General features: G+C 67.0%; 15 protein-coding genes. 5 read left to right on the top strand and 10 right to left on the bottom strand.

The window, feature by feature from the left end; genetic code table 11:
* Positions 1-25: 25 nt before the first annotated feature.
* Positions 26-529, bottom strand: a complete 504-nt coding sequence (locus NA3_RS22340) for a MarR family winged helix-turn-helix transcriptional regulator (protein WP_084491775.1) — start codon at positions 527-529, stop codon at positions 26-28.
* 86 nt (positions 530-615) lie between these two features.
* Between NA3_RS22340 and NA3_RS22335 the strand changes: the two genes are divergently transcribed.
* On the top strand, positions 616-2,082 hold the full coding sequence (locus NA3_RS22335) for an MFS transporter (RefSeq protein ID WP_062965579.1): 1,467 nt from the start codon (positions 616-618) through the stop codon (positions 2,080-2,082).
* 93 nt (positions 2,083-2,175) lie between these two features.
* On the opposite strand, the gene NA3_RS22330 is transcribed toward NA3_RS22335, so the two are convergent.
* Together NA3_RS22330 and rfbA are read right to left on the bottom strand one after the other, a co-directional pair.
* Positions 2,176-2,733 (bottom strand): dTDP-4-dehydrorhamnose 3,5-epimerase family protein, encoded by a 558-nt coding sequence (locus NA3_RS22330; protein WP_062965578.1) that lies wholly within the window; start codon positions 2,731-2,733, stop codon positions 2,176-2,178.
* A 1-nt stretch (position 2,734) separates the two neighbouring features.
* Positions 2,735-3,625, bottom strand: a complete 891-nt coding sequence (rfbA, locus tag NA3_RS22325) for a glucose-1-phosphate thymidylyltransferase RfbA (RefSeq protein ID WP_062965577.1) — start codon at positions 3,623-3,625, stop codon at positions 2,735-2,737.
* A gap of 229 nt (positions 3,626-3,854) precedes the next feature.
* On the opposite strand from rfbA, the gene NA3_RS22320 reads away from it, so the two are divergent.
* Positions 3,855-4,886 (top strand): alpha/beta hydrolase, encoded by a 1,032-nt coding sequence (locus NA3_RS22320; protein ID WP_084491774.1) that lies wholly within the window; start codon positions 3,855-3,857, stop codon positions 4,884-4,886.
* Between the two features lie 141 nt (positions 4,887-5,027).
* On the opposite strand, the gene NA3_RS22315 is transcribed toward NA3_RS22320, so the two are convergent.
* Positions 5,028-5,735 (bottom strand): DUF8020 domain-containing protein, encoded by a 708-nt coding sequence (locus NA3_RS22315; protein WP_062965576.1) that lies wholly within the window; start codon positions 5,733-5,735, stop codon positions 5,028-5,030.
* A 296-nt stretch (positions 5,736-6,031) separates the two neighbouring features.
* Between NA3_RS22315 and rfbB the strand changes: the two genes are divergently transcribed.
* On the top strand, positions 6,032-7,033 hold the full coding sequence (gene rfbB / locus NA3_RS22310) for a dTDP-glucose 4,6-dehydratase (protein ID WP_062965727.1): 1,002 nt from the start codon (positions 6,032-6,034) through the stop codon (positions 7,031-7,033).
* On the opposite strand, the gene NA3_RS22305 is transcribed toward rfbB, so the two are convergent.
* Entirely contained in the window at positions 7,030-8,631 is a 1,602-nt protein-coding gene (locus NA3_RS22305) for a DUF2142 domain-containing protein (RefSeq protein WP_084491773.1), read from the bottom strand. The two genes, rfbB and NA3_RS22305, sit on opposite strands and share 4 nt — an antisense overlap.
* Positions 8,631-9,596: a glycosyltransferase gene (locus tag NA3_RS22300; RefSeq protein ID WP_062965575.1), complete on the bottom strand. Its 966-nt coding sequence runs from the start codon at positions 9,594-9,596 to the stop codon at positions 8,631-8,633. The genes NA3_RS22305 and NA3_RS22300 overlap by 1 nt, the downstream gene beginning before the upstream one ends.
* Before the next feature lie 227 nt (positions 9,597-9,823).
* On the opposite strand from NA3_RS22300, the gene NA3_RS22295 reads away from it, so the two are divergent.
* Both NA3_RS22295 and NA3_RS22290 read left to right on the top strand, forming a co-directional pair.
* Complete coding sequence (locus NA3_RS22295; protein ID WP_062965726.1) at positions 9,824-10,351, top strand: GtrA family protein; 528 nt, start codon at positions 9,824-9,826, stop codon at positions 10,349-10,351.
* Positions 10,352-10,500: 149 nt separating this feature from the next.
* Positions 10,501-12,471 carry a glycosyltransferase gene (locus NA3_RS22290; protein WP_084491772.1) on the top strand — a complete coding sequence of 657 codons (1,971 nt, stop codon included), beginning with the start codon at positions 10,501-10,503 and terminating at the stop codon, positions 12,469-12,471.
* A 51-nt stretch (positions 12,472-12,522) separates the two neighbouring features.
* Here the strand turns inward: NA3_RS22290 and NA3_RS22285 are convergent, their stop codons facing one another.
* The 4 genes from NA3_RS22285 to glfT1 all read right to left on the bottom strand — a co-directional run bounded on the left by NA3_RS22285 (position 12,523) and on the right by glfT1 (position 16,593).
* Complete coding sequence (locus tag NA3_RS22285; protein WP_062965574.1) at positions 12,523-13,371, bottom strand: SDR family oxidoreductase; 849 nt, start codon at positions 13,369-13,371, stop codon at positions 12,523-12,525.
* Between the two features lie 126 nt (positions 13,372-13,497).
* Positions 13,498-14,574, bottom strand: coding sequence for a ribosome small subunit-dependent GTPase A (rsgA, locus tag NA3_RS22280; protein WP_062965573.1), 1,077 nt, complete (start codon positions 14,572-14,574; stop codon positions 13,498-13,500).
* A 274-nt stretch (positions 14,575-14,848) separates the two neighbouring features.
* On the bottom strand, positions 14,849-15,637 hold the full coding sequence (locus tag NA3_RS38755; protein ID WP_227995412.1) for a polyadenylate binding domain-containing protein: 789 nt from the start codon (positions 15,635-15,637) through the stop codon (positions 14,849-14,851).
* Positions 15,638-15,669: 32 nt separating this feature from the next.
* Entirely contained in the window at positions 15,670-16,593 is a 924-nt protein-coding gene (gene glfT1, locus NA3_RS22270; RefSeq protein WP_062965572.1) for a galactofuranosyltransferase GlfT1, read from the bottom strand.
* Positions 16,594-16,688 lie beyond the last annotated feature (95 nt).

Here is a 16,688-nt window from a genome sequence, read left to right as displayed (position 1 = left end):
CTATCGGAAGCGTTACAGGCCGGATTCAGTGCAGAGTGCGTTCCAGTACTTCGCGATGAGTCGGGACGGCGGCGGTGTGTACCGCGCGGCCCTTGTCGGTGAGGCAGACATAGATCGCGCGGCGGTCTTCGGTGCACAGGGTGCGATCGACCAATCCGTCGCGTTCCAGCCGTGCCACCGTCCGGGAGAGCGCGCTCTGGCTCAGGTGGATGTCGTGCGCCAGATCGCTCATCCGGTAGCTGTCGCACGAGGCGTCGACCAGGCGGTCCAGCGTCTCGAACTCGCTCAGGCCGATGTGGTGTTCGCGCTGCAGGTCCTTCTCCAGCGCACAGGACACTGCGGCATGGCGAGCGAGTAGTTCACGCCACTCGCCGACCAAGCCGCCCGGCCCGTCGTTCCGGCCGGCCGGAGCCGGGCAGCCGGTCTCGGTATCACTCGGCGCTGCGGACGGCAGACCTGCGGAAAGCGCCGTGTCCGGTGCTACCGCGTCCGTCGAATGCGCCGGAAACGCTGTCGACGCCTTTGTCATGTCGCCATCCTAGTGCCCGCGCCAGTTTCATGCAACCACATTAAATGCTTGTGCATTAGATGCGCATGCATGTAATGTTCCGCCACATGACTTCCACAGCAACACTTCCGGCCGCCTCGGCGGCCGATACTCGGTGGCCGATCCGGCTCTGGGGCATGCTCATCACGCTGTGCATCGTGCTGTTCCTGGACGGCCTCGACGTCTCGATGGTCGGCGTCGCGCTGCCGTCCATCGGTACCGAACTCCATCTCGAAACCTCGACCCTGCAGTGGCTGGTCAGCGGATACGTGCTCGGCTACGGCGGCCTGTTGCTGCTCGGTGGCCGCACCGCCGATCTGCTGGGCCGGCGCAAGGTCTTCCTCATCGCCCTGGCCGTCTTCGCGGTCGCCTCGCTGGCGGGCGGGCTGGTCAGCTCCGGGCCGCTGCTGATCGCGACCCGCTTCGTCAAGGGTCTGGCGGCCGCCTTCACGGCGCCGACCGGACTGTCGATCATCACCACGAACTTCGCCGAGGGGCCGGCGCGTAACAAGGCGCTGTCCATTTACACCGTCTTCGGTGCGGGCGGCTACTCCATGGGCCTGGTCTTCGGTGGCCTGATGACAGGTTTCGGCTGGCGGTGGACCTTCCTGCTGCCGGTGCCGATCGCGCTGGCCGCCTTGGTCTCCGCGGCGATTCTGGTGCCGAAGGACAAGGGCGACACCGCCGAGGGTGGCCACGATCTGCTCGGTGCGCTGTTCTCCACCGCCGCCATGCTGCTGCTGGTCTACACCGTGGTGTCCGCACCGCAGGCCGGCTGGGGTTCGGCACGCACCGTGGGCTCGTTCGCGGCTGTGCTCGTCCTGTTCACCGCGTTCGTCGCGGTGGAGAAGCGGGTGCGGCATCCGCTGATCCGGCTGGGCATCCTGCGCAAGGCCACGCTGGTGCGAGCCAGTCTGGTGATCGTCGCGGTGGCGGGTTCCTACTTCAGCTGGCAGTTCATCGTCACCCTGTACCTGCAGGACAGCCTGGGCTGGTCGCCGCTGACCCTGGCGATGGCGCTGCTGCCGGTGGGTGTGCTGGTGGCCTTGTCCTCGGTGTTCTCCGACAAGTTGGTGGACCGCTTCGGCACCGGCCCGATCATCGCGGTCACGACCACCGTCATGGCAATCGGCTACCTGCTGTTCCTGCGCATCGACACCGCACCGTCCTATCTCGCGGTGATCCTGCCCGCGGTGCTGCTGATCGGCATCGGATGGATCGGCTTCCCGGCCATCAACATCCAGGCCACCAACGGCATCGACGACGAGGAACAGGGCCTGGCGGCCGGTGTGCTGCAGACCTCGATGCAGGTCGGCGCGGCCATCGTCCTCGCCATCACGACCGCGCTGATCTCCTCCGGCCCGCACGGCAATTCACCGCAGGCGGTACTCGACAGCTACCGTCCCGGCCTGATCTTCGCGGGCATCGCGGCGATCATCGGCGCCCTCATCGCCTTCACCCACTTCCTGCCCACCCGCAGGAAGCAGCAGGAGGTCGAGGACTCCGAACAGGCACCGGAACTCGCGGCGGCCTGAGTTACCACCCGAGCGCCACGCCCGGCTCATCAGTTCGAGCCGGGCGTGGCGCTGTGCGAACCGGGCCCGATCGGTGGAACCCGGACGCTGCCCTCAGCGCAGTTCGCGCAGGCGCGGTGCGGCCGCGTCCTTCGGCGAGCGGATGAACGTCAGCGGACTGCCGTCGGAACCGACCGTGGGCCAGTCGATTCCGAGATCCGGATCGAATGCGTCCACGTCCCGGTCGAATTCGGGGGAATATTCGAGGGAACAGAGATAGGTGACGGTGGAATCGTCGGCCAGCGACAGCAGGGCGTGGCCGAGCCCTTCGGAGAGAAATACCGAGCGGCGTGAGATGTCGTCGATCACCACGCTGTCCCAGCGGCCGAAGGTCGGGGAGTCGCGGCGCAGATCGACCACGACGTCCAAGAAGGCGCCGCGCATGCACGTGACGTATTTCGCCTGGCCGGGGGGATTTTCGGTGTAGTGGATGCCGCGCAGGACACCGGCCGCCGAGGTGGAGGTGTTCATCTGCAACAGGTCCAGGGGCCGCCCGGTCGCCTTCTCGAATTCCGAGGCCTTGAACGTCTCGGCGAAGACGCCGCGCTCGTCGCCGCGCAGCTCGGGCGTGAACTCCCACGCACCCGGGACCGCCAGTTCTCGAATCCGCATCTCAACCGTCCTGTCCGTAGCCGTCGTCGCGCCCGCGATTCAGCAGGTCCAGCAGATAAGTCCCGTACCCGGAGCGCACCAGCGGCTCGGCCAGCCGGCACAGCTGTTCGTCGTCGATGAAGCCCATCCGCCACGCCACCTCTTCGGGAACGCCGATCTTGAGTCCCTGGCGTTCTTCGATGGTGCGCACGTAATTGGCGGCGTCGAGCAGCGAATCGAAGGTTCCGGTATCGAGCCAGGCGGTGCCGCGCGCGAGGGTCTCGACCTGCAATCGCCCCTGCTCGAGGTAGGTGCGGTTGATATCGGTGATCTCGTATTCTCCGCGCGCGGACGGTCGCAGGCCCCGGGCGATCTCGACGACGTCGTTGTCGTAGAAATAGAGGCCGGGAATGGCGTAGTTGGACCGCGGGAGTTTCGGCTTCTCCTCGATGGAAACGGCTCGACCCCGGTCGAATTCGATCACGCCGTAGGCCGAGGGATCGGACACCCGATAGGCGAAGACCGCCCCGCCGTCGAGTCCGTCGAAGCGCCGCAGCCGGGTGCCGAGCCCGGGACCGTGAAAGATGTTGTCGCCAAGCACCAGTGCCGCGCATTCGCCGCCGATGTGGTCGGCGCCCAGTACGAAGGCCCGGGCCAGGCCGTCGGGTTCGGGTTGCACCACGTAGTCGATCGCCAGGCCGAACTGCGTGCCGTCGCCGAGCAGCCGGCGGAAGGCCTCGGCATCCTCGGGGGTGGTGATCACCAGGATGTCGCGAATACCCGCCAGCATCAGTGTGGAGAGCGGGTAGTACACCATCGGCTTGTCGTACACCGGGACCAGCTGCTTGCTGACCCCGCGCGTGATCGGGTGCAGCCGGGACCCGGTGCCCCCGGCCAGAATGATTCCGCGCATGTGACGCAAGTCTGCCAGCTTCCGCCCGCTCGGGCTCGATGAGGTTCCGAGTAGACCGCGAAATGGTCACGATGGTTTCGCCGGACCCTGGTCGGGCGATCAAGTATTGCGTAGGTCACACATCCGTGGTGTTCTGAAACACCAGTGTGTGAGATGTCAGCGCCGACACCTCAGCTACCGAATCTGCCGGTAGCCGGTCACTCGGCGCCGAGTGGCAGGTAGGTGCGCGATGACGGCGATTCCCATCGGCGAGGCCGAATACGGGCCGGGGTTCGAACCCGGTGTTGTCGTGGATCCGGTGGTGGTGAACCCGGACCGTGCGAGTTTGCATTCGCAAGCGGTGCTGCTGACCTGCCGGGGCGTGGTGGGCCCCGTTATCCGGCGCTATCCGATCACCCCGATGACCATGCCGGTCGCGCGGCTCCTGATCGACCGGCTGGCGGCGCTGCGGCCGCAGGTGCGTGGCGTGGAACGCGAACAGGTGCGGATGAGCGGCTTCCGGATGGAGATCATCCGCCCGGCCGGCGCCCGGCGATCCCTGCGCGACGGTGCCGTGATGTACATGCACGGTGGCGGCTTCTTCCTGTGCGGACTGGACTCGCACCGGCCGGTGGCGGCCAGCCTGGCGCGTCGTACGGGGCTGCCGGTGGTGAACGTGGACTATCGGCAGCTGCCCGGGACGAATATCGCGGGCTCGGTCGAGGACTGCCTGACGGCCTATCGCTGGCTGTTACGACACGGCGCCGATCCGGGGCGCATCGTCTTCGCCGGAGATTCGGCGGGCGGTTTCCTCACCTTCGCCACCGCGCTGCGGGCGGCGCAGGCGGGACTGCCCGGCCCGGCCGGCCTGGTCGGCCTGTCGCCGCTGCTGGATCTCGATTACCGGGTCAAGGGCGAGTACATGAACGTCGGCCGCGACGCCTACATCCCGATGGCGGCGGTGCGGCAGATGGTGCGTTACGGGGCCGAGGCGGAGCAGCCGTTGGACCCGGCGCTGTCGCCGGTCAACGGATCGCTCACCGGCCTGCCGCCGGCCCTGCTGATCGTCGGCGAGGACGAATTGCTGCGCTGCGACAGCGAATTGATGGCCCGCCGGCTCACCGCGGCCGGGGTGCCGAATTCGCTGGAGCTGTGGCGCGGACAGGTCCACGCCTTCATGAGCATCCTGCCGAATATGCCGGAGAGCCGGGCCGCGCTGGCCCGGGTGGCGCGATTCGTGCGGGCGCGGGTCGAACCGGAAGAGACCGCGCGGACCGCCTGACAGGGAGGGCTCGTAGGCGGCAGCGGAGCGTAACCACCGAGTGCGAAACGACAGTGCCCCGCCCACCGAACGGTGGGCGGGGCACTGTCTCTGATCCGAGGGATCCGCCCGCTCAGGGGTCGCGACGGGCAGCCTGCGGAATTACTTGGCCGGCGCCGGCGGGTTGAACGGCGCGGTCGTGGTGGCGAAGTACTGGATCGCGGCGCCGATCGCGACCGGAGCGGTCACGAAGATCTGGCCGGCGAGCACACCCAGGAAGCCGACGGCGGCAGCACCGGCGACGCAGCCGCCGAGCGGGCCGGCGCCGAACAGGGCGAGCAGCGCACCGGTCGCAGCGAGACCGATAGCGGCGCCCGCGACACAGCCGATGAGCGCGCCGCCGATACCACCGGCCAGGGTGCCGATGGTGGCGCCGGTGGCGATGGTGTCCTTCATGCGGGTGAACGCGGCGACCTCACGGTCGTAGGGGGTCTTCCACGGAGCCGAGTCCTCGAACGGCAGGGCGACCGGCTTGTAGACCGCGTGCGCCATGTCGTACTGCGGGGTCAGGGTGGCGGTGTTGCCGGAGATGTCGGCGGCGATCGGGAACTCGAAGTCGTCGACCCGGAAGTTCAGCGGGGTGCCGGCGAGCACGGTGCCGTTGGCAGCCTTGATCTCGAGCATGCCGTTGTCGTTGACGATCGAGCCGCCGTCGGTCTTGATAATCGCCTTGTCGTTCTCGACGCTGGCCTTGTAGTAGACGCTCTCGGGCGCCGCGGGGGCCGCGGGGTCGGCCGTGGCAGTTCCGGCCGCGACACCGACAGCGGCGACCAGCATGGCGGCGGTCGCGACGAATTTCCTCATCATCATTTTTTGCGGAACCTCGATACAGAGTGGTTCTGGGACATGAGAAATAGAAATCGACGTCAGCTAACGAGCGGTGAACCTGTTGTGTCCGTTCATTCAAATTCTGTTCACCATCGGGTTCTTGCTGATTGTCAGGTTGCGGAAACATGCAGTATGCGTGCGGTTTTCGGACACTGCCTGCAATTCGAACAAAAGGGACATAAAGCATGAGATGTGACGAAGGTCACACACGCGTGTGAGGCTGGTGTGACTCGGTGGTGATTCAAAGCCCGTATTCACCCCCACGTTAGGGTGGCATGGTGCGATTGCTCGTAACCGGCGGAGCCGGATTCATCGGCGCGAACTTCGTCCATCAGACCGTGGCGGATCGACCCGACGTCCGCGTCACGGTGCTCGACGCACTGACCTATGCCGGAAATCGCGCCTCGCTGGCGCCGATCGCCGATCGGATCGAGTTCGTACACGGCGATATCGCCGATTCCGGTCTGGTGGACCGCTTGGTCTCCGGAGCCGACGCCGTGGTGCATTTCGCGGCCGAATCCCATAACGACAATTCGCTGGCCCGGCCGCGGTCGTTCGTGCAGACCAATATCGTCGGCACGTTCACCCTGCTCGAGGCCGTGCGCAAACACGATGTGCGCTACCACCACATCTCGACCGACGAGGTCTACGGCGACCTCGGGGCCGACGATCCGGCATTCACCGAGAACACCCCCTATCAGCCGTCGAGCCCGTATTCGGCCACCAAAGCGTCCAGCGATCTGCTGGTCCGTGCGTGGGTGCGCTCGTTCGGGGTGCGCGCGACGATCTCCAACTGCAGCAACAACTACGGCCCGTATCAGCATGTGGAGAAATTCATCCCGCGCCAGATCACCAATTTGATCGACGGGGTGCGACCGCGCCTCTACGGCGCCGGACATCAGATCCGGGACTGGATTCACGTCGCGGATCACAATCGCGCGGTGTGGGACATTCTCGACCGCGGGCGCATCGGGCAGACCTATCTGATCGGCGCCGACGGTGAACTGGACAACCGGACCGTGGTGGAGTTGCTGCTCGCCGAATTCGGCCGGGACCCCGGCGATTTCGACCACGTCACCGATCGGCCCGGACATGATCAGCGCTACGCCATCGACGCCACCCTGCTGCGCACCGAACTGGGCTGGCGACCCCACTACGGCGATTTCCGGGCCGGACTGGCCGCGACCGTCGCCTGGTATCGCGACAACGAGGCGTGGTGGCGCCCGCAGAAGGAACACACCGAACGCGCGTACGCGGCGGCCGGCGAAAAGGTGCTCTAACCCCAGATCAGGACGTTGTATTTGATCGCGGCCGCGGCCAACGCCACCACGGCCGCGGCCACCACCGTGATCGCGGGTCCGCGCACCGGCGTCACGCCCCGAGAATCGCTGAGCCGCAACGGCATCCACCGCAGCAACACCGCGAATCCGGCAATCGCCAGCGGCACGAAATAGCGTCCCTGCACGCCGTCGATCATCCAGTAGCCCACGGGTGTGAACGACATGTACAGCGTCACGTAGATCATCGCCACACTGGCCAGTACGGTGAGCGCGACGATCCAGGTGCGCCACCGGTCACCGGTCAGCCGATCCGCGATTCCGGCGCTCACCGCCAGCGCCAGCAGGCAGGCCACGATCGACAGCGCGGGAACGTCGACATAGGCGAATCCCAGCTCGCCGAAGAATTGGGTGAACCATTTCTCGTCCCGATACCAGATGCTGTCACCGAAAGTATTCGCGAAATGCACCGGATTCGACAGAATTTCGTGCAGCTGATCGCCGGGACGCACCGAATGCCATTCCGCCGGCTTGCGCATCAGCCCCATACCGTCGCCCGTCGGCGCGGCGATCTTCATCCATACCGCGAACAGGATCGCGCCCAGCGCCGCGAAACACCACGGCAGCCAGCGCAGCACCTTCCCGAAGCCGTACTGCCGGGCGGGAATCAGCACCACCAGCATGGCGAGGATGACGTAGGTCGGCTTGCTCAGCGGCAGTGCCAGCGTCGCCGCCAGCGCGGCCGCCACCTCCGGTCTCGTCAGCCGGGTGTCGAGGAAGACGCCCTTCACCACCAGGCACGACACCAAGATCGCCAGGGCATTGGTGACGGTGTCGGCGGTGACCGTGCCCGCCTGGAACAGCGCGATCGGCAGTACCGCGACCGTGAAGGCCAGCCACTGGATCCGGAACGCGCGCAGCGCCCGCAGCGCGAAGGCCACGATCACCAGATAGGCGAGCAATCCGGCCAGCCGGGTGAGCAGCACCGTATCGCCGACGTCGAGGCCGATGACCTGCGCCAGCCGAATGCCCACGGCCGCGGGCACATACGGCAGCGGGGAGTAGGCGGCGGTGTTGGTGAACCACATCTGCTTGGTCGCGGTCGTGGTCACCGGCGCGGAACCCAGCCGGTCGTAGGCGGTCTCGTCGGCGGCGAGCGGGGCCGGCTCGGTCGGGTGCCGGTTGTAGTCGGTGAAGGCGTAGCCCATCAGCCCGTCGATACTGAGCGGAATCTGGCCGCCGTAGGAGACGCCACGGTCGTCGGTGATCCGCTCGGGGGTGAATCCGCCGTGCGCCACCTGATACGCGCGGCCGAACTGGGTGATCTCGTCGTGACCCCAGAACGGCGGCGTGATGGTCGCGAACACGATGCCGAAGACGCCCGCCACCAGGACGAACAGGGCCGCGGCCGGACCGAGGTGGCGCGCGACGGGGGACCAGGCGCGCCGGAGCAGACCCGCGGGCCGGCGCTGCTCGGTGGCCCGGCTACTTCCGGGGCTCACCTCGTCACGCTTCGGTTGCTCGGTGTCGGCTTCGCCGGCCACGGCCTCGCGGTCGGAGGCCCGCCTATCGGCGGCCTCCTTGTCGGCCTGGGTCGTCATCAGTGCCCCTGCCGGACCTGCTCGGGCGTTTCGACACCGACGGCCGAGTACCGCAGGTACATCAGGCGGGCGGCCTCGTGCCGGGACCGGCGGATGCCGTCGAGGATCAGGCCGGCGGTCCATGCCAGGCTGCCCAGCAGCAGCAGGGTGAAGCCGAGGAACAGCGTCGGGAACCGCGGCACCTGGTGGATTTCGTAGAACTGGATCACGATCGGCACGATCAGAATGATCGAGATCAGCCAGGCCAGCGTCCCGAACAATCCGTAGAACGCCACCGGGCGTTCGTGCCGGGCCAGGCCGAAGATCAGGCCCAGGATCTTGAATCCGTCGTGGTAGGTGCGCAGTTTGGATTCACTGCCCTCGGGACGGTCGCGGAATCCCACCCGCACCGAGGTCTGCGGTACCCGCAGATGCAGCGAATGCACGGTCAATTCGGTTTCGATCTCGAATTCGCGCGACACCGCGGGGAAACTCTTCACGAAGCGGCGGGAGAACACCCGATATCCGGAGAGCATGTCTTCGACGTTCTCGCCGAACACCTTGCCGACCACGCCGTTGAGCACGCGGTTACCGGCTTCGTGGCCCGCGCGGTACGCCTGCGTGCCCTCGTCCTCTTTCCGCACGCCCAGGACGTGGTCGTAGGGGCCGGACAGCAGTGCCTCGATCATCTTCGGAGCGGCGAAGGCGTCGTAGGTGTCGTCGCCGTCGATCATGAGGTAGATATCGGCCTCGATATCGGCGAACGCGCGACGGACCACGTTGCCCTTGCCCTTGACGGTCTCGGTGCGCACGATCGCGCCCGCCTCGCGGGCACGTTCGGCGGTGGCGTCCGTGCTGCGGTTGTCGTAGACGTAGACGTCGATGCCCGGCACGGCTGCCTTGAGGTCCGTGACGACCTTGGCGACCGCAGCCTCCTCGTTGTGGCAGGGCACGATGGCGGCGATGCGAAGCTCGGTGGGGTTCACCCCGTCAATCCCTCATTTGATCGGCCGATGAAATACGGAACACCGGGAGGGTACAGGCCGTCGCCGGACTCGCGCCCGCTAACCCTCACTGTGTCGGTCGCGGGCCGGTGCGCCGCCCCGACCTCGCGGCCTTCGCGGCCGCTGGGAGCCGCCCGATCGCACCCGCGGCAGGCTGCGCTCCCACCGGCATCACGCGGTGGGGAACCCCGGTGCGGTACCGTCGCCGGGTGGCCAGCAGTGAGACGGCGACCGAACCGGTCGATCGAACCGGCGATAGCTTGCGACACAAGGTCGTCACCGCCTTGCGGCAGGGATCGGCCTTTCTGGTGGTCGGCGCGATCGGCTTTCTCGTCGACGCCGGAACCTACAATGTGCTGGTCTTCTGGGGCGGCGACGGAGTTCTGAATCGGGCGCCGCTGGTCGCGAAGATCATCTCGATTCTGGTGGCCACGGTGGTCACGTATTTCGGCAACAAATGGTGGACTTTCGCGCACAAGCAGGGCGGCAGTCCCGGTCGCGAATATCTGCTGTACGCCGTTTTCAATGTGGTTGCCATCGGATTGCAGCTGGGGTGTCTCGGATTCTCCCGATATGTGCTGCACTTGTCCTCGCCGCTGGCGGACAACATCTCCGGCACCCTGATCGGCCAGATCGTGGCGGTGGTTTTCCGCTACTGGGCCTACGACACTTTCGTCTTCGTCGAGTCCCGCTCGGGTCGGGATTTGCGGGACACCCGCACCCGGTCGGGCCGATGATCGTGCTTCGCAATTGTCGATCACCGGCCCTCCGGTCGGACCGAGCGACATGAGACGGACATAATGGGTATCGCTCGCACCGAGCCCGCACTTGACCGCGCCCGCGCCGGATTCGGCGCCATCGGACACTGTTTACGAGGGATTCCACCATGGATCAGTCGGCTGGCCAGGCCGTGACCGCAACCGAGAACGATCCGCGCATCGCCGAGCCCGCACCCGGCGCCCTGCGGACCGAGCACCGCGCCCCCGACCGCCTGGTTCTGGCCCGCGGCATTTTCACCGGCCCGGCGCCCAAGATCAGCGACGAATTGTATGCGGTGGTCAAGGGCAAATCGCATCGCGAACGGCTGTCGCTGCGGCTGGAAAAGGGCGCGCACGCGCACACCAACACCTATTTCGGCCGGTTCGCGGCCAGCTACTGGCAGCGCTGGACGACGGTGACCGAGGTCGAGGTTTCGATGCGGGTCGCGGTCGGCGATCGCGCCCGGATCCGGCTGGCCGCCTCCGATATCGCCGGGCACCGGCGCATCATCGACTCCGCGGATGTGGATGCCGCCCGCCCGAACGGTCAGGGCCCGGAGGCGGCAGCTTGTGTAACCACGGAGGGTCCCCGGTCGGGCGAAGTCGAGCACCGCGTGGTCACCCTGCGGGCGCCGCTGGATCAGTACGTGGACGGCGGGGCGCTGTGGGTCGAATTCGATGCTGTCGGCGGCGAACTCGCGATCGATGAGCTCACCTGGACCGCTCCCGCTCCGGACCGGGTCCGCCCGGTCGCGATCGCGATCTGCACCTTCAACCGGGCCGAGGACTGCGCACACACGGTCGCCGCGCTCGCCTCGGATCCGGAGGTGCTGGCCGCCATCGACGCGGTCTACGTGGTCGACCAGGGCACCGACCTGGTCTCGGACCGGGAGCTGTTCCAGCAGACGCGGCCGCGCTTCGGTGACAAACTGCGCTACATCCGGCAGCCGAATCTCGGCGGGGCGGGCGGATTCACCCGCGGGTTGTACGAGGTGTCGGCGGCGAACGAGCACGCCGATGTCATCCTGATGGACGACGACATCCTCTGCGAGCCCGAAACGGTGTTGCGGCTCAACGCCTTTGCCAATCTCACGGTGGAACCGACGCTGGTCGGCGCGCAGATGCTGTTCCTTCTCAACCCCGACTATCTCAACGTCGGCGCCGAGGAGGTGCATCTGAACGAGCTTCGGCACGGTCAGAAGGTGCCCAAGGCGCTGCGCAACACCAGCATGCTCAAGCGCAATCAGGAGCGCCGCGTCGACGCCGGCTACAACGCCTGGTGGACCTGCCTGATCCCGGCCGAGGTGGTGGCCCGGATCGGACTGCCGCTGCCGATCTTCTTCCAGTGGGACGACGTCGAATACGGCGTGCGCGCCCGCGAGGCCGGATTCGTGACCGTGACACTGCCGAATGCGGCGGTCTGGCACGCGGACTTCTACTGGAAGGATTTCGACGACTGGGCGCGCTACTTCAGCATGCGCAACTCGCTCATCGTCAGCTCCATGCATACCGATCTCGACCCGAAGGCGGTGACCCGCAAGCTGTTCCGTGAGATCGCGGAATATCTGGTGGGTATGCAGTACGGCCTCGCGCACACCACGCTGCAGGGCATCGAAGACTTCCTGCAGGGCCCGAAGATCCTGCGCGACGGCGGAATTCAGGCCCTGGCGGCCGCCCGCGCCAGCCGCAGCGACTACGCCGAGACCAAGAAGCACCCGGCCGCCACCGCACCGGTCCGGCAGTCCGACATCCAGCTCCGCCGCGCCGGCGGTGAACCGAGCCGCCCGCTGCTGGTGCTGGTCAAGCGCGCGATCCAGCAGTGGACCGGACGTACCCAGCACGGCGTCGTGGGCGTCACCCGCGAGGATGCGCACTGGTGGCACCTGGCCCTGTTCGACCACGTCGTGGTGACCGATGCCTCGCAGTCCGGCGTGCGAATCCGGCAGCGGGACAAGGAGAAGGCTCGCGCCCTGCTGCTGCGCACCATCCGGGTCCTGCGCCGGCTGCGCCGCGAACTTCCGGAGCTGAGCCGGCAATACCGGGCGGCCGCACCGGAACTGACCAGCCGCGAGAACTGGGAACGGCTCTACGGCATCTGAACCGCGTGCCCGCCCGGTACGCCACCGGGCGGGCATCGGCGGATTCGCGGCTTACAGGAACAGGTCCGTGGTCAGCGGGCCGTCACCGGGGACCACGCGGTACTTGTCCAGATCGGTGATGCCGTGCGCGTTGAGCACCTCGTCGTCGATGAAGAAGTTGCCGGTGGTGTCCTTGGCGGGCGCGGTGAGGACCAGATACGCGGCGTCGGCGTAGATGTCGGGGGTGCGGGAGGTCTGGACCATTTCCTCACCGCCGAGCAGGTTGCGGACCGCGGCGGTGGCGATCGTGGTGCGCGGCCACAGCGAGTTGACGCCGATGCCGTACTTGCGCAGCTCCTCGGCCAAACCCAAAGTGGTGAGCGACATTCCGTACTTGGCGATGGTGTAGCCCAGCGAGCTGCCCGCCCATTTCGGGTCCAGGTTCAGCGGCGGCGACAGGGTGAGAATGTGCGGATTGCGGCCGGCCTCCGCCGATTCCCGCAAGGCGGGGATGCTGGTCTTCGACAGCAGGAAACTGCCGCGGCAGTTGATGTCCTGCATCAGGTCGTACTTCTTCATCGACAGCGTTTCGGTCGGCGACAGATCGATTGCCGAGGCGTTGTTGACGACGATATCGATACCGCCGAACCGCTCCACGGTCTGGCGCACGGCTTCGGCGACGCCCTCGTCGTCGCGCACGTCACCGACGAATTTGTGCACCCGGCCGCCGACGGCCTCGAGTTCCTCGGCCGCGGTGTGGATCGTGCCCGGAAGTTTCGGATGCGGCTGATCGGTCTTGGCGATCAGCGTGATGTTCGCACCGTCGGCGGCGGCCCGCTTGGCGATCTCCAGGCCGATGCCGCGACTACCACCCGACATGATCATGGTGCGGCCGGCCAGTGGCTTACCCGCTTCGGTCATATCCCTGCTCCCATCTGTGCGATCACCCCGGCTCCATGATCGGCGATCCGGCGGAGCCGGGGTGCTGAACTACCCGATTCGCACAGTAGGGCACCGAGCTGAGCTATGCAATCAGTTGCATAGTGGTCAGCGGCGATGGCGACGAGGATCACGTTCCTTGTACATTCGCCGCTGCGATTTGCTGATCTCGCGCCACACCCGCTCCCGTTCGGCACGCAACCGCGCGTCGCTGCGGGCGGCGAGCCGGTCGTTCTCGCGCTGCAGTTTGCGGTAGCTGTCCAGTCGTCGCTGCGGCAGTTCGCCGGTGCCGAGGGCCGCGAGGATCGCACATCCGGGTTCGGTGCGGTGCTCGCAGTCGGAGAATCGGCACTGCGCCGCCAGCGCTTCGATATCGGTGAATGTCCTGGCCAGACCCTGTTCGGCAGCCCAGAGACCGATCGCCCGGAGTCCGGGAGTGTCGATCAGAGTTCCGCCACCGGGGATCGGCCGCAACTCGCGATGCACCGTGGTGTGCCGCCCGCGCTTGTCCGAGGCGCGGACCCGGTCCGTCGCGAAAACCTCCTCGCCCAGCAGCGCATTGGCCAGAGTCGACTTGCCGGCGCCGGACGATCCGATCAATGCGACCGTGCCGGCCGCCACCGCGCGCAGCGTATCCATACCGGCGCCGGTGGTGGCCGATACCGGCACCACCGCCGCACCCGGCGCGGCGGCGCGCACCTCGGACAGTGAAACATCCGGCGCCAGATCGCATTTCGTCAGCACCACCACCGGCTGCGCACCGGACTCCCAGACCAGGGCCAGCATCCGTTCGATGCGACCCAGGTCGATCTCGCCGTCGGCGGCGACACAGATCGCGACGGTATCCACATTGGTGGCCAGCACCTGCGCGTCGGATCGGCCGGATACCGTCGCGCGCTGCAGAATCGTGCGGCGCGGCAACAACTTTCGTACCGTGAACGCGGGGCCGGCGGTTGATTCGGCCGGTGCGACGGCGACCCAGTCACCGGTACACAGGCCGTTGATGTTGGTATCCGCCCGCGGGCAGTCGGCGCGTGCGAGCCCGTCGGGCGTCGCGACATCGCATTCACTGCGATCCATCCGGATCACGCGGGCCGGGACCCAGCCGGTATCGAGCAGTCCTGTGTACGCGGCGGAGAGGTCGGCGGTCCAGCCGTAAGGAATGAGACGGTCGTCATCGACCATGGGGGGAGACATCCTTCGTCGGGCACCGGGCCCGCGAAGGGCTCAGTGCATGGGGAGAAGAGTGGAAATACGTGCGGCGGAGCGCTTCTCGGTCTGATACCGGGCTCCGGCCGCGACAATCCGACTGTCGACGTTCACGTATTCCACCTCCTCGACCCTCTCGTCTCTCGATACTCGGTTCGGTCGCGTGGGCGACCGGATGGATCAACGATGACAGCCCGCCGAACGGGCCGCAACGTATTTTTCCGGGACTACGTCGTCCCGGGCTGCCCGATCAGAGCGAGCAGGCGATCAGCAACTGCAGCAGGATGAGCACCCCGACCACGCCGAGGCTGATGTAGGACACGATCGCACCCGGCGCGGCCTGCGGCACCGGCCCGATCGCACCGTTGATGAAGGCGATAGCAGGCGATTTGTAGTAGACGTGGGTGCTGTGGCCCTCGGCGACCGGCACGGTGGTCTCGGCCGGGCCCATATCCCACAGCCACTTGGTCGCCACGCGCACGTGGTGCTGCCCGGGGCCGACCGGAATGTGGGTTTGTCCCCACTTCGCCATCGGCACCTCCATGCCGTTGACGATGATCTTCGGGCCGGTCAGCGCGAGCAGGAATCCCAGTGGGAAGTACGAGGCGTCGACGACGATGCCCTGCGGTCCGGGTTGCGGCTGGAACTGCGCAGCCGGGCCGTAGGGGCCGTATTGGCCTTGCGGCGCAACCGGATTGGGCGCCCCGTAGGGTGCCGGGCCGCCATTGAACTGCTGCTGACCGGGATACGGTTGCGCACCGTAGGGATTGGCGGGCGGCTGACCGTAGGGCTGCGGCGGAGCCGGGGGAGCGCCCCAGCCCGGCGCCTGATGCGGCTGGGACGCACTGTGCGGCTGGGGGATGTGTGGCTGCGAGCCCGCGTGCGGCTGCGGATACCCCGGCGCGGCAACCGCTCCGCTACCGCCGTGCGGCGGCGGCGCGCCGTACGGACCGTTCGGCTGCGGCGGGGGATACGGCTGTGCACCGTTCGGTTGGAATGGTTGCCCATAGGGTGGCTGCCCACCGTAGGGGTTGCTCACAGCCGTTACCTCCTCATGCGAAAAGCACTGATCTAACCGGGTTTATGGAACTGCTCGCGTCGCCCCAGACGCCGCAGCCGCAACCATTCTCGCAGACCGGCCGGATCTTTTTGCTGTACGAGGAAGAACCAGGAGAACCGCGCCCATTCCTGGGGTAGCAGTTTCCGCATCCCGGGCTGTGCCATCAAATAGCCACGGTTGCGGTAGGTGAAATAGCGTTTGACCGGATCGTCCGGATATTGGGTGTGCATGCGCCCGCCCAGAATCGGCTTGAATTCCGCCGACCCGTTCGGGTGCAGATACGCCGTCTGCAAACAGGTTCCGAACGGCAGGCCCGAGCGCACCAGCCGCCGGTGCACCTCGACCTCGTCACCCCGCACGAAAAGCCGCAGGTCCGGGACGCCGATCACCTCGAGCGCCTCGGCGGAGATCAGGGCACCGTTGAACAGCGACGCGATGCCGGGCAGGAAATCCTCGTCGCCGAGTTCGGACCGCAGCCGCCGCCACACCACGCCGCGGCGCAGCGGAAATGCGAGCCGATCCGGATCGTCGATATCGGCGACCACCGGCGAGACCTCCGAAAGGCCGTGGCGCTCGGCGCAATCGAGCAATTTCTCCAGCACGTCCGGACCTTCGGGACGGCCGTCGTCATCGGCCAGCCACACCCAGTCCGCGCCCATGGTCAGCGCGTGCAACATGCCGAGGGCGAAGCCGCCCGCACCGCCGAGGTTGTGTTCGGAACCCAGGTAGGTGGATTCGATCGGCTGTTCTTCCACCAGTTCGCCGACCTCGGGCTCGTTGCCGTTGTCGATGACGATCAGATGATCGATCGGCCGGGTCTGCGAGGCGAGCACCTTCAGCGATTCGCTCAGCAGTTCCCGGCGTTTGTGGGTCACGACCACCGCGATGATCCGGGCCACCCCGCTGTCCGCGGACGAGGCCGCCTGATCACTCATGGTCGTATCCTTGTCCTCTGGGACATGGGCGGAGCGCTGCGTGGTTACGCTCCGCTGCCGCCTCCGCGCTTGACCGCCCATGTCCTTGTCCTCTG

This window comes from Nocardia africana NBRC 100379 (genome assembly GCF_001612635.1).
Lineage (GTDB): Bacteria > Actinomycetota > Actinomycetes > Mycobacteriales > Mycobacteriaceae > Nocardia > Nocardia africana.
The sequence above is the reverse complement of the archived record's forward strand: the minus strand, read 5'-3'. Positions and strand labels throughout refer to the sequence as shown.

Excerpts from the sequence above, each read along its gene's own strand:
- NA3_RS22340 (WP_084491775.1), bottom strand. The coding sequence starts at position 529 with ATGACAAAGGCGTCGACAGCGTTTCCGGCGCATTCGACGGACGCGGTA.
- NA3_RS22335 (WP_062965579.1), top strand. The coding sequence starts at position 616 with ATGACTTCCACAGCAACACTTCCGGCCGCCTCGGCGGCCGATACTCGG.
- NA3_RS22330 (WP_062965578.1), bottom strand. The coding sequence starts at position 2,733 with ATGCGGATTCGAGAACTGGCGGTCCCGGGTGCGTGGGAGTTCACGCCC.
- rfbA (WP_062965577.1), bottom strand. The coding sequence starts at position 3,625 with ATGCGCGGAATCATTCTGGCCGGGGGCACCGGGTCCCGGCTGCACCCG.
- NA3_RS22320 (WP_084491774.1), top strand. The coding sequence starts at position 3,855 with ATGACGGCGATTCCCATCGGCGAGGCCGAATACGGGCCGGGGTTCGAA.
- NA3_RS22315 (WP_062965576.1), bottom strand. The coding sequence starts at position 5,735 with ATGATGATGAGGAAATTCGTCGCGACCGCCGCCATGCTGGTCGCCGCT.
- NA3_RS22305 (WP_084491773.1), bottom strand. The coding sequence starts at position 8,631 with ATGACGACCCAGGCCGACAAGGAGGCCGCCGATAGGCGGGCCTCCGAC.
- NA3_RS22290 (WP_084491772.1), top strand. The coding sequence starts at position 10,501 with ATGGATCAGTCGGCTGGCCAGGCCGTGACCGCAACCGAGAACGATCCG.
- NA3_RS22285 (WP_062965574.1), bottom strand. The coding sequence starts at position 13,371 with ATGACCGAAGCGGGTAAGCCACTGGCCGGCCGCACCATGATCATGTCG.
- rsgA (WP_062965573.1), bottom strand. The coding sequence starts at position 14,574 with ATGGTCGATGACGACCGTCTCATTCCTTACGGCTGGACCGCCGACCTC.
- glfT1 (WP_062965572.1), bottom strand. The coding sequence starts at position 16,593 with ATGAGTGATCAGGCGGCCTCGTCCGCGGACAGCGGGGTGGCCCGGATC.